The sequence below is a fragment of the Hymenobacter radiodurans genome (assembly GCF_004355185.1).
Lineage (GTDB): Bacteria > Bacteroidota > Bacteroidia > Cytophagales > Hymenobacteraceae > Hymenobacter > Hymenobacter radiodurans.
This window is the reverse complement of sequence record NZ_CP037922.1, coordinates 4,546,693-4,558,867: the sequence shown is the minus strand read 5'-3', so window position 1 is coordinate 4,558,867 and position 12,175 is coordinate 4,546,693. Positions and strand designations below refer to the sequence as shown.

Here is a 12,175-nt window from a genome sequence, read left to right as displayed (position 1 = left end):
ACCAAAATGGTCGGGTCTTCTCAGTTGTCCCATAATTGTTAGTGTCTTGAGTGCTTAGCACTACAAACCAATTAGTGAAGGTCTATTCAAAGAAAAGAGGCGTTTCGAAGGATACGGTGCGCACTCCGCTCTCTATTTCCATACCTTTTATTTGCACCAAAGTCTGTCCTGTTTTGGTTATCTTCCCTATAATAATTCTATACATCGTGGCATTTAAATTACTCAAATCACGCATGTTATAATTTGCTAAATCCAGATCCTTGGGTGTCGTAAATTCCCATCTGTAACCTGTCCATGCGCTTTCATAAGCATTTTTACTGTCGGTGATGTCTAATGCTTGATCAAAGGTGAGTATGTGCTCTCCTACGTGAGCTTCATTGCGATTTGTGTCAAGCCAAAAGTCGCTCAGCATAGCAAGCTTATCCTTAGCCGTAAAACGAATAATTCCTGCTTGATTAGTTACTGTTACTTGTTGAGTACAAGTGGAAACTGACTTTATCTCTCGTTTGTCTATTAATACTTGCATTTCCTCATACTCCGCCTTCGTGAGTCCCAAGCGGCGGTCGTATGGCATAGGAAACTGCTTGGCCGCAGCCGCCTTTTGAATTGCTTGTGCAACATCTGGGTTCTTTTGAATGCCCTGCTGAAATTTCAGCATTAATACTTGCAGCCGCGGATTCATGGTCACCCCATCCATAATTGCAACAGTGTAGTTGCGGCTAGGTAACAGTTGTGTAACAGTTTTTTGAATCTGTGCCTTATCGGGAGGGGGCAGTGTTTGTGCCCAAGATGGCACTACAAACAATAGACAGATAACTAAAAGCTTGTTTTTAAAATGCATATGAGATGATGAATGCGGTAAACTAGAGCAAAATAAAAGCACCATAAATGGCCGAGTCCGATCAGCAAAAACTTGACCGCAAAACGTCTTTTACTTTACGTATTTCACATTGAAAATTTCTCAACAGTCATTTAGTTGCCCCAGTATTTATAGTCATCATTTAGAATAAAAAAAGCCGTCTAGATCTTAGACGGCTTTTTTTATTTAGGTTATATTCGCTACGAGCCGCAGGCCTCGCAAGCGTCTGGATTATTCAGCGAGCAAGCCATGTCCGACGCGTTCTGGGCGGCTACGTTCAGCGGCTCCAGGGTCTTGGCGGCTTGTTTCTGCACCGTGTTAAGATGCTTGTTTCAATTCGGTATTGGGGGGCAATTTGCCGATCTTCTTTAGATAAGCAAACAACTCACGCTTCGTGAGTGGCCCACTGATGCGGCCAGCTTCCCATTCTTCAGAGGTCTTCCCGTTCATTGAAAGATGAGCCGGATTCTGCGGCGAGTCGGCGGAGGACGACGTCTTGGATTGTTTCATAACGAGGTAACTCTACGTCATTTACCACGAGCTTATACTCGTTGATAGTAAAAATAACAGAAATAAACTTGCGACGGTTCGTGTAGCCGACCATTTCAATCTGGCCATTGGCTTGTAGATATGTATGAGCCCGCTCTGCTACCTCTAAGAGGTTAGTTATCTCATCCAACTCTATGCTGACGCTGTGCAGCCAGTTTAGGTTAAGCTTAGCAAGGTCTATTTCATGGTTCGCAAACATGATAGAAGGGGCTAGCAAAAAGCCGCCCCATAGTGAGGCGGCTTTTTCAGTGATTGGTGCTAAGATAAGTCTTGGGAACCGGTATTGTTAGTCTAGCCTTACGAACCGCAGGCCTCGCAAGCGTCTGGATTATCCAGCGAGCAAGCCATATCCGAGGCATTCTGGGCGGCTACGTTCAGCGGCTCCAGGGTCTCGGCGGCTTGTTTCTGCACCGTGAACTTGATGGCGTCGGCGGCGGCTTTGGTGCGCAGGTAGTACATGCCGGTTTTGAGGCCCTTCTTCCAGCTGTGGAAGTGCATGCTGGTGAGCTTGCCGAAGTTCACGTTCATCACGTGCAGGTTCAGGCTCTGGCTCTGGCAAATAAATGCCCCCCGGTCGGCCGACATATCGATAATGCGGCGCTGGGAGATTTCCCACACCGTCTTATAGAGGTCTTTGATGTGCTGCGGGATGCGGGCGATGTTCTGCACCGAGCCGTTGGCGGCAATGATTTCGTTCTTCATCTGCTCGTTCCAGATGCCGAGCTTGATGAGGTCCTTGAGCAAGTGCTTGTTTACCACCATAAACTCCCCGCTCAGCACGCGCCGCACGTAGATGTTGGAGGTGTAAGGCTCAAACGACTCGTTGTTGCCGAGAATCTGGGCGGTGCTGGCCGTGGGCATGGGCGCCACCAGCAGGGAGTTGCGCATGCCGTGCTCTATTACCTGAGCGCGCAGCGTTTCCCAATCCCAGCGGCCCGAGTCGGGCGTCACGTTCCAGAGGTCGAACTGAAACTTGCCCTGGCTCATGGGCGAGCCGGCGAAGGTCTCGTAGGGGCCATTTTTCTTGGCCAAATCCATGGAAGCCGTGCAGGCCGCGAAGTAGATGGTCTCGAAGATGTCCTTGTTCAGGCCCGTAGCTTCGTCGCTCTCGAACGGCATCCGCAGGGCAATAAACGTGTCGGCGAGGCCCTGTACGCCCAGCCCGATGGGGCGGTGGCGGCGGTTGGAGCGCTCGGCCTCGGGCACGGGGTAATAGTTGATATCAATAACCTTGTTCAGGTTCTTGGTAGCGTGGTAGGTTACATCGTAGAGCTTCTGGTGGTCGAACACCAGCTGGCCCTTCTGCTCGCCTTCCTTCACGAAGCGCGGCAAGGCCAGCGAAGCCAGGTTGCAGACCGCAATTTCGTTCTCGTCGGTGTACTCCATAATCTCGGTGCACAGGTTCGACGACTTGATGGTGCCCAGGTTCTGCTGGTTCGACTTGCGGTTGGCCGCGTCCTTGAACAGCATGTAAGGCGTGCCGGTCTCGGTCTGGCTTTCCAGAATGGCAAACCACAGCTCCTGCGCCTTGATTGTCTTGCGGCCGCGGCCTTCCTTCTCGTACTTGCGGTACAAGCGCTCGAAGTCCTCGCCCCAGGTGTCGCCCAGGCCGGGGCACTCGTTGGGGCACATCAGGGTCCAGTCGCCGTTTTCTTCCACGCGCTTCATGAACAAGTCGGGCGTCCAGAGAGCGTAGAACAGGTCGCGGGCGCGGTTTTCTTCCTTGCCGTGGTTTTTCTTCAAATCCAGGAAGTCGAAAATATCGGCGTGCCAGGGCTCGATGTAGATAGCGAAGGCGCCTTTGCGCTTGCCGCCGCCTTGGTCCACGTAGCGGGCCGTGTCGTTGAACACCTTCAGCATCGGGATGATGCCGTTGGAGGTGCCGTTGGTGCCCTTGATATAAGAGCCCGTAGCCCGCACGTTATGAATGCTGAGGCCAATACCACCCGCCGACTGCGAAATCTGAGCGCAGTTTTTCAGCGTATCATAGATGCCCGTGATGGAGTCGTCCTTCATGGTGAGCAGGAAGCACGACGACAACTGGGGCTTCGGAGAGCCCGCGTTGAAGAGGGTAGGCGTCGCGTGGGTAAACCAACGCTCCGACATCAACTCATAGGTTTCAATGGCCGAGTCGATATCGTCCTTATGAATACCGATGGCCACGCGCATGAGCATGTGCTGGGGCCGCTCTACCACTTTGCCATCCACGCGCAGCAGGTAGGAGCGCTCTAATGTTTTGAACCCGAAGTAGTCGTAGCTGTAGTCGCGGTCATACAGGATAGCCGAGTCGAGGGTAGCCGCGTGCTTGTGGATAACTTCCCACACGTCTTTGGCAATGAGCGAAGCGTTTTCGCCCGTCTTGGGGTCCTCGTAGGTGTACAGTCGCTTCATGGTGCTGCTGAACGACTTCGAGGTCACCTTATGCAGGTTGCTCACGGCAATGCGGGCCGCTAGAATAGCATAGTCGGGGTGCTTGGTGGTGAGCGAAGCCGCAGTTTCGGCCGCCAGGTTGTCAAGCTCAATCGTCGTTACGCCGTCATAAATCCCGTCAATGACCTTTTTGGCCACTTCTATTGGCGAGACATACACCATGTTGAGCCCGTAGCAGAGCTTCTCGATGCGCGCCGTGACTTTGTCAAATTTCACGGATTCGCGCCGGCCGTCGCGTTTAATTACCAGCATAAGCGTGTGCGTTTTGGTAGTTGGATATGAGTTTGCCGGCTCTGTGAGAGCAGGCAGTATAATCGGCAAATTGGGGTAAGCCGCGAATGGATGTGGCTAATCGTTGCGGAAGATATTTCTTACAGTTGGGTAGGACAAGACTTATCAACAGAAGTTATCCACATAGTCCAAAAATGTAGCGCTGGGGGGCAAAATTGATGGGTAGCGCTAGGGATTGGTGCTAAATTTTGGAGGTGAAATTGGGTTGTAGTGTTGAGGGAAATTTGGTAGGCGGCACTAAGGAGTGGCCTCACCCCCTAGCCCCCTCTCCTAGGGGAGGGGGAACTAGCTTTATCAAATTAGATTTCTAACAATGACTAATATTCTAAAAGAGCTAAAAGCTAGTTCCTCCGCTCCCCTAGGAGAGGGGGCTAGGGGGTGAGGCCAATCGTTGAACGAGAAACCAGCCAATAAAAAAGCCCCCCAGCCAACGCCGGGGGCTTTTTATTTAGAATCAATACCTTAAAAATCCTCGTCGAGCGAGAAGGCATTCTCGGTACGCTCGCTCATCACGCCAGCCTTTTGATACTCGGCCACGCGCTTCTCGAAGAAGTTGGTTTTACCCTGAAGCGAAATCATTTCCATGAAATCAAAGGGGTTAGAAGCATTGTAGATCTTGCTATAACCCAGCGACACAAGCAGGCGGTCAGCCACGAACTCGATGTACTGCGCCATGTTCTTGGCGTTCATTCCAATGAGGTTCACAGGCAGCGCATCCGTTACGAACTCCTGTTCGATGGTTACCGCGTCGCGGATGATGCTGTGCACACGCTCTTCCGAGAGCTTGTTTTGGAGGTAGCCGTAGAGCAAGCAAGCGAAGTCGCAGTGCAGCCCTTCGTCGCGGGAGATTAGCTCGTTGGAGAAGGTAAGTCCAGGCATCAAGCCACGCTTCTTCAGCCAGAAGATTGAGCAGAACGAGCCAGAGAAGAAAATGCCCTCCACGGCTGCAAAGGCGATAATGCGCTCAGCAAAGTCCTCGGAGTTGATCCACTTCAGGGCCCACTCGCCTTTCTTCTTCACGCAGGGTACGGTTTCCAGGGCGTTGAAGAGGCGGTCTTTCTCCTTGGGGTCTTTGATGTAGGTGTCAATCAGCAGCGAATAAGTCTCGCTGTGAATGTTTTCCATCATGATCTGGAAGCCGTAGAAGCAGCGCGCTTCGGGCATCTGCACTTCTTGCATGAAGTTCACGGCCAGGTTCTCGTTCACGATGCCATCGGAGGCCGCGAAAAATGCTAGCACGTGGGAGATGAAGTGCTTCTCGTTATCGTTGAGGTTTTCCCAGTCTTTCTGGTCTTGGGAGAGGTCTATTTCCTCGGCGGTCCAGAAGGAAGCCTCGGCCTTCTTATAGAATTGCCAGACATCGTCGTTCTGGATGGGGAATAGCACAAAGCGGTTGGGGTTCTCAACGAGCAGTGGTTCCATAACAGATAGCGTATTGAAGGTGAAACGTGACCAAAAATATGATCAGGTAGTGGCTTGCCAACCCTGCGCTAAACAGAATTGTTTAGTCCAGCTTCGGATAAAATTTGGCTGGTCAATGGATCAAATATAAACCCGACTACTGGCAAAATGCCCCCCAAAAAGCATTTTTATTCTGTTAATTTTTAGCTATGCTCACTGATGACTTGTTGATAATATTTTTGCGGAAAGGAGCCAAATCTGGCCTAAAACGCCCGAATTTTGAATACTTATCAACATTTCGACTGTGGACAATCCAACTTATCCACAAAAAGTGTATTCGCGTGCCCGGCGCGTGCTGTTAAAAGACTGTTTGCCAGCTCAACAGGAAAGCTGTTTTGGCAGCCGACCAAATGAAGACTAGTGAGTTAGGTTTGGTTTTGAATCTTAAACCTGTTACTTTTGCCTTCCCATTTTTAAAACACGCGAGACGCCGATGTACGCAATCGTCAACATAGCTGGCAAGCAGACCAAGGTCGAAGCCGAGAAATTTGTTTATACCCACAAACTAGCCGGCAACGTCGGAGACGTAGTTGAGCTGGGCAACGTGCTCCTGACCGACAATAACGGTTCGCTCACTATCGGCGCTCCGTTCCTGGACGTGAAAGTGAAGGGTACCATCTTGGCCCAAGTAAAAGGTGACAAGGTATTGGTGTTCAAGAAGAAGCGTCGTAAGGGCTACAAGAAGCTCAACGGCCACCGTCAGGACTACACCAAAGTAATGGTCAACAGCATCGGGTAACTGAATTGACTGATTGTGTTGCTAAGTGAGGATAACCTTCTACTCTTAGCACCAACAGACAACTCAACACCACTAACGCACAACATATACAACAATGGCACATAAGAAAGGCGTCGGCTCATCTAACAACGGCCGCGAATCGCATTCTAAGCGCTTGGGCGTGAAGATCTTCGGCGGTCAAGGCATTATTGCTGGCAACATCATCGTTCGTCAGCGTGGCACCAAGCATCACCCCGGTCAGAACGTGGGTATCGGCAAGGACCACACCCTGTTTGCTATGGTAGACGGCACCGTGCAGTTCCGCAAGGGCCGCAAGGACCGCTCGTTCGTATCGGTGGTACCCGTTATCGACGAGACGGAACTGACCGAAGCAACTGCTGCTTAGTCTGAGCTACTAGCTAATCGGACGCCACGCATTTCGTGGCCAGACGATAGAGTATTCAAAAAAGCCCCCCAGACTCTACCTGGGGGGCTTTTTACGTTCGTGTTGATAGCTGGAGCAAATAGCTAGCTCAAACGGTAGAGCACTGGCTTGCTTGGGCTAGCATCTAGCTCTAAGCTAGTAATTTGAAGGTTAAGCAGATATAAGCCGTCTTTCAACTCATCGGGCACGAAAATTAGCTCCGTAATCGTGCTGGTGCGTCGGGTATGCTCAGGATATTGCCAGAAAGCATGGTGAGCGAGGAGCTGGCCGCCGTCTTCTTCCCGGTCTACACTAGGCAAGTCCAACAGAAGGTGTTCGATGTGATGATCGGCAAGGTACTGCGCTAGTGCTGGCTCTATGTATGTAGGGTTGGTGCCAGAATATTGGCGGTTGCGCTTAGCTTTATGGTTGGGCAGCGTCCGCAGAATAATCGCTTCCGGCAATACCGCAGAGTCTGGAAAAAAGCCCCCAGCGCCGATTGTGCGTCCGCTAGCATCACTATTTGGTCACCGTTGGCCTGCTGGCGCGGCTCCACGGAAATAAGCCGCGCCACAAACAGAAAGCGTCGCAGGCAGCGGTTGATAGTCGCTTCCGGATCGGTAGAAATGTGGCCGTAGCACTCCGTATGCGTGCCGTTGCCGTGGGGCGTGAGGTGAACACGCTTATAATTAGTGCTGCCGCCCTCCGCTACACTCCCCACAAAATCGCCTACCCGAATGGTGTCGAACTGTACTGGCTCGGCCCAAAAGCAATTCACTTGGTTTGAGCCAGGTGCTAGAGGCAGCGAAATATCCAGCGGTGCGCTGGGGTTGAAGGAAAAGGTGTGGCCGTGGTAGGGATAGGTAGCAAGCATTCGGGGGAGCGAAAGAGGAAGAAATTACCGCGCGATATCAATACGCTTTTCGGCTGCAGCTTCTTGTTTTGCCTGCTGCTTGTGAAGTAAGCCATTCAAAATCTGACTTATCTCTTGCGCGTGCGTGAGAACCATAAAGTGTGTGCCGCCGGGAATAAGGTAGTCGACGGGGGCAGGAGAAGGCGGAAAAACCCGGTCGCGGGAGCCCAAAATTTGTACGCAGCTCCCGACGCCGGTGCTGTCCCAATGTAGGAGCCGCTTGATGGCCCAACTGGTATAAGCGGAGTCCATGTCGCGCAGAATGGCCTTGAATATTTTGTATTCCAGGTTGTCATCAATCCCAAAATACCAGCGCCCGGCCCACGGAAAAAGCTTGAGCAAAGGTGGAGGTACCAATTTGTACACCCGCGTCGCCCGAATGAGTCGGAGTAGAGCAGGTAATCGGTCAGCATCCGGAATGCTGGACACCAGCACCGCACAGGCCCGCGGCCGGATACGGCAGATTTCCTGCGCTACCACGCCGCCAAACGATACGCCCACCACAAAGCAGACCTGATCCTCGGGAATTGCCGCCGCCATCCGGCGCACGTAGTCCGGCAACGGCTCATCGCCTATCGGCTTCAACCATTCCAGCACCTGAGACGGACCATGCAGCAAAGGACGCAGCTTATGAAAAACGCGCTCATCAGCCCCCAAACCAGGAATCAGGTAAAACATAATGTGCTAGAGGTGATCGATGTGTTCTTAACTAGTTGCTGTAGTAATCGCTCAAAACCCGCCCGTCATGCCGAGCGCAGCGAAGCATCTTGCGTGCTGATGTTGCCAAGCTAATCAACGAAGCGAGCGAGATGCTTCGCTGCGCTCGGCATGACGACCAAGCTTAGTAACCAACCACTAGACTGAGAGAAAAAAGTGTTTTTAACTCTATAGCAAACAGCACATACGCCTACGGTTCGAGCCGCAGATACACGCCTTCTAAGTAAAAGATATTGTGGGGGGCAATTTCATCGTCATCCTCCTCGTCTTCGTCGACTTCTTCCTCTTCTTCACCCTCCCCTTCATCATCTTCATCTACCAACGTAGCCGGATACGTGCAGGCGAGCTTCATAGCCACGTTTGGAAGGGGGACGGGGGGCTTTTCTTCGGTGGTGTACTCCAGAAGGCAGGGCCATTCTGTGACGGTAGCCAGCGCCTCGGCTACTTCTTCTTGCAATGACTCCGCTCGCTCGCCGGCTAGGCGAAGCAATAGATCTAAAGCTGGAAACTGTAGGCCTAAGTGAAAGAAATGCAGGCTGTTGTCGAAGTAAGTAGTGGCCCACACCGTTACGTCATCGGTCGTGTCGAAAACGATGGCAGTGATTTGGACGTGCTCCACAAAAAAGTCAGCATCGTCGGCGAGGGCATCAATCAGGCGTTCCATAGGCACAGATTACGCTGATTTTATTGATTTAGCCAGCGGCCTGAAATAATTCTAGGGTGATGTGGTCAGCCAGCAGTTTTCCCTGATCCGTAAGAATTAACACCTCATCGTGCAGCGTGGCCCACTGATTTTGCTCCAAATCCCGCAAGTACTCAGTGCGTTGGGCGCGTAAGTCTACCCCAAATTCCTGGCGCAGACGCACTAAGTCGCAGCCTCGGGCCGTGCGTAAGCTGGTCATCAGGTATTCATTGGCGCGGTCGGTGGGCGAGAGGATTTCGCGGGTAGTGGGCACCTCATTCTGTTCCAGCAGGCTCGTGACGTAGCGCGTGTTATTCGCTACCGCAAATTCTCGACTCGTGCCATTAAAAGAATGGGCGCTCGGACCTAAGCCCAAATAAGGCACCCCGCGCCAGTAGTTTGAATTGTGGCGTGACTCGCGGCCGGGGAGGCAAAAGTTGGAAATCTCGTACTGCTCGTAACCGTGCGCGGTTATTTGGGCCAACAGCATTTCAAACTGTCGGGCTACGAAGTCATCAGCTGGCGGTATGAACTGCCCTTTGCGCAGGCGCCGCCCAAACACCGTATCCGGCTCAATAGTAAGCGCATAACACGAAAGGTGAGGTACGTCTAGCGCAAAAGCCGCCGCCATATCCTGTTCCCAAATACGGTGGTCAGGAGCGGGCACCCCATAAATTAAGTCCACCGAGATGTTCTCAAAGCCGGCATCCTGGGCCAGCCGCACGCACCGCGCCGACTCTACAGCGGAGTGAGCCCGGTTCATAAGGCGCAGGTGCGGCTCGTGGAAGCTTTGCAGACCAATACTCAGACGATTGATAGGCGACGCAGCTAGCTTCCGAAGCTTATCAGCAGTAAGGTCGTCGGGGTTGGCTTCGAGGGTGATTTCCGCCTGGGGGGCAATGTTGAAATGGCGCTGAATAGCGTCAAACAAAGTGTCTAATTCTGCTGCAGTCAGCAAGGAGGGCGTACCCCCACCAAAATAAATGGTGTCGAGCGTGGCTTGAGAACCTAGGTAGTCGCGGCGCAACTCTACTTCTCGCACCAGCGCGTCTACTAGCCTGCCTTTCAGTGCCATAGAAGTACTGAAATGGAAGTCGCAGTAATGGCAGGCTTGTTTGCAGAAAGGGATGTGGAGGTAAAGGCCAGGCATTCGGAAGAAAAGTAGCGTATTGAGTAACAGCCGGAGTTGTGCAATTAGTTTAGCCCAACTCATTTCTGATCACTCGGCAAGCTACTCAAACCCCACCGCCTGCTTATTTATTTACGCTCCAACACTTCATCAATGAGCCCATAGTCTTTGGCCTCGTCAGCACGCATCCAATAGTCCCGGTCAGAATCGTCATGAATTTGCTGGTATGTTTTGCCTGTATGGTGCGCGTAAATATCGTAGAGCTCTTTGCGAATCTTCAGAATTTCGCGGGCGGAGATTTCAATATCAGCGGATGGACCTTGGGCACCCCCGGAAGGCTGGTGAATCATGACGCGGGCGTGGGGGAGGGCCGAACGCTTGCCCGCGGCTCCGCCCGCGAGTAGAAGAGCACCCATGGAGGCCGCCAGGCCCGTGCAAATAGTAGCTACATCCGGAGCCAAATATTGCATGGTGTCATAAATGCCCAGACCAGCATACACAGAGCCCCCCGGCGAGTTTACATAAAGCAGAATATCCTTCTTAGCATCAACTGACTCCAAAAATAAGAGTTGGGCCGTGATGATGTTAGCAATCTGATCATCTACTGCGGTGCCCAAGAACACGATGCGGTCCATGATCAGGCGAGAGAATACGTCAATCTCGGCAAAGCGTGTAGGCCGCTCCTCAATCACGGAGCGGGTCATGTTGGTAATAAAATGATTTGCCTGTCCTTCGATATGGTGCAGATACTGATCAACCCCCAGGCCATTGAGGCCCTGACCTTTGACGGCGAACTTGCGGAATTCTTGTTTTGTCAGCATAAGTGAAAAGGCGAAATAAGAGGCACACAAGTTTTCTGCGCACAGGCAAACGTGTGCGTGACTAAGACTAAGGATGCAACAGCGAGGAAAAAGTTAGCTGGAGGCTCGGCCGCGCAGGTAGCGCCTCCAAAAGGAGTGTAAGCCAGCGGTGGCCATCTGAATCCAGCTACTACGGTGCGGGCTGTACAGGCGCTGATGAATAAGGGCTAACTCGCGGTGCAATTGCCGTTGGCCAGCCAAGTGAATTCCTTGGTAAAGGAGACGTTGTATTTCCGTGTCAGCACGCAAATCGCCATCAACTAGCAGCTGCACTTCCCAACTAGCCGGGTCAAAGGGCGGAGAAGTTGCCAAGAGTTGATGCTCAATTTGTTGCATACGCTTCAGTTCTGGTCGCATGGCTTAGTGGGCTAATAGTTCGGCTCGAACAGCCCGAACTGATTTGCGTAACCGCTCGAGGCACTTAAACTTTTGCACCGTGGCCGAGCGCACACTACTGTAGTTATGAGTAACCGCAATCTGCTCCAAAGGCTGCTGGAAGTAGTAGAAGGAAAGCAGAATGCTCTTACACTTCTCACCCAGCTGCTCTACATAACTCAGCACCGAAAAGGCCTCTTCCGAGTCTGGCGTGGCCTCCGCCGTCTCATCGGCCGCCTGCGTGTCCTCTTGCCACTCGGTGGAAGGATGCCGGTTGCGGCGGCTGAGCTCCTGCCGCCACAGATTCCGACTAACGCTTACCAAGTACGTGCTGGCCGAAGCCGTTAAAACCAACGTTCCGCCCATGGCTTTCTCGTAGAATACAACCAAGGCATCGTGGAATACATCCTGCGCGTCCTGCTCCGTGCCGCCCAACTGCTTCACCTGCCGCCGCACCATCGGGAACGCCCGCCGATAAAGTTGGGTAAGTGCGACTTCACGGTCGTGCAGCAAGGCTTGCCGAAGCGCGGCCACCGGTTCAGCTGGTATTGTCGGGGATGAATGAAGTAGTTTCATGGGAGCGAGCAATCTAATGGTTAATCCTTATTTGCCACAACTATCACCTGCCGTTAAAAAAGAAAGTAAAGTTTACTGTTCTCACTGCGCTTTCTGTGCTTGCCAACTGCTACCAAGCGACTGGTAGATAAAGGCAACACTTTAAATTGGCAGATTGCTTTTGGAGAAGCCACTGAAATTAAGTGCGCACT

At 52.2% G+C, this 12,175-nt stretch carries 14 protein-coding genes; 2 read left to right on the top strand and 12 right to left on the bottom strand.

Going from position 1 to position 12,175, the window contains the following annotated elements; all coding sequences use genetic code 11:
- Positions 1-82: 82 nt before the first annotated feature.
- The 4 genes from EPD59_RS20585 to EPD59_RS20570 form a co-directional block, all read right to left on the bottom strand.
- On the bottom strand, positions 83-886 hold the full coding sequence (locus tag EPD59_RS20585; protein ID WP_133274418.1) for a hypothetical protein: 804 nt from the start codon (positions 884-886) through the stop codon (positions 83-85).
- A gap of 291 nt (positions 887-1,177) precedes the next feature.
- Positions 1,178-1,369, bottom strand: a complete 192-nt coding sequence (locus tag EPD59_RS20580; protein ID WP_133274417.1) for a hypothetical protein — start codon at positions 1,367-1,369, stop codon at positions 1,178-1,180.
- Positions 1,370-1,705: 336 nt separating this feature from the next.
- Entirely contained in the window at positions 1,706-4,090 is a 2,385-nt protein-coding gene (locus EPD59_RS20575) for a ribonucleoside-diphosphate reductase subunit alpha (RefSeq protein WP_133274416.1), read from the bottom strand.
- 501 nt (positions 4,091-4,591) lie between these two features.
- Positions 4,592-5,551, bottom strand: a complete 960-nt coding sequence (locus EPD59_RS20570; RefSeq protein ID WP_133274415.1) for a ribonucleoside-diphosphate reductase small subunit — start codon at positions 5,549-5,551, stop codon at positions 4,592-4,594.
- 472 nt (positions 5,552-6,023) lie between these two features.
- Here EPD59_RS20570 and rplU point away from each other — a divergent pair, with 472 nt between their 5' ends.
- Together rplU and rpmA are read left to right on the top strand one after the other, a co-directional pair.
- Positions 6,024-6,329 carry a 50S ribosomal protein L21 gene (gene rplU, locus EPD59_RS20565; RefSeq protein WP_133274414.1) on the top strand — a complete coding sequence of 102 codons (306 nt, stop codon included), beginning with the start codon at positions 6,024-6,026 and terminating at the stop codon, positions 6,327-6,329.
- Positions 6,330-6,423: 94 nt separating this feature from the next.
- Positions 6,424-6,714 carry a 50S ribosomal protein L27 gene (rpmA, locus tag EPD59_RS20560; protein WP_133274413.1) on the top strand — a complete coding sequence of 97 codons (291 nt, stop codon included), beginning with the start codon at positions 6,424-6,426 and terminating at the stop codon, positions 6,712-6,714.
- A gap of 122 nt (positions 6,715-6,836) precedes the next feature.
- Here rpmA and EPD59_RS22990 read toward each other — a convergent pair whose 3' ends face one another.
- The 8 genes from EPD59_RS22990 to EPD59_RS20525 all read right to left on the bottom strand — a co-directional run bounded on the left by EPD59_RS22990 (position 6,837) and on the right by EPD59_RS20525 (position 11,984).
- Entirely contained in the window at positions 6,837-7,052 is a 216-nt protein-coding gene (locus EPD59_RS22990; RefSeq protein ID WP_240731539.1) for a hypothetical protein, read from the bottom strand.
- 56 nt (positions 7,053-7,108) lie between these two features.
- Positions 7,109-7,606 carry a cyclase family protein gene (locus tag EPD59_RS22985; protein WP_240731538.1) on the bottom strand — a complete coding sequence of 166 codons (498 nt, stop codon included), beginning with the start codon at positions 7,604-7,606 and terminating at the stop codon, positions 7,109-7,111.
- Positions 7,607-7,630: 24 nt separating this feature from the next.
- A complete protein-coding gene (locus EPD59_RS20550; protein WP_133274412.1) occupies positions 7,631-8,323 on the bottom strand; it encodes an alpha/beta fold hydrolase in 693 nt (230 codons plus the stop codon).
- A 229-nt stretch (positions 8,324-8,552) separates the two neighbouring features.
- A complete protein-coding gene (locus EPD59_RS21705) occupies positions 8,553-9,026 on the bottom strand; it encodes a hypothetical protein (protein ID WP_165963683.1) in 474 nt (157 codons plus the stop codon).
- A 28-nt stretch (positions 9,027-9,054) separates the two neighbouring features.
- The gene (gene hemW / locus EPD59_RS20540) at positions 9,055-10,194 is read right to left on the bottom strand and encodes a radical SAM family heme chaperone HemW (RefSeq protein WP_133274410.1); all 1,140 of its coding nucleotides are present in this window, start codon (positions 10,192-10,194) and stop codon (positions 9,055-9,057) included.
- A gap of 107 nt (positions 10,195-10,301) precedes the next feature.
- Positions 10,302-10,994: a ClpP family protease gene (locus tag EPD59_RS20535; protein WP_133274409.1), complete on the bottom strand. Its 693-nt coding sequence runs from the start codon at positions 10,992-10,994 to the stop codon at positions 10,302-10,304.
- A gap of 93 nt (positions 10,995-11,087) precedes the next feature.
- The gene (locus EPD59_RS20530; protein ID WP_133274408.1) at positions 11,088-11,390 is read right to left on the bottom strand and encodes a hypothetical protein; all 303 of its coding nucleotides are present in this window, start codon (positions 11,388-11,390) and stop codon (positions 11,088-11,090) included.
- A 3-nt stretch (positions 11,391-11,393) separates the two neighbouring features.
- A complete protein-coding gene (locus tag EPD59_RS20525) occupies positions 11,394-11,984 on the bottom strand; it encodes an RNA polymerase sigma factor (RefSeq protein WP_133274407.1) in 591 nt (196 codons plus the stop codon).
- Positions 11,985-12,175: the final 191 nt, after the last annotated feature.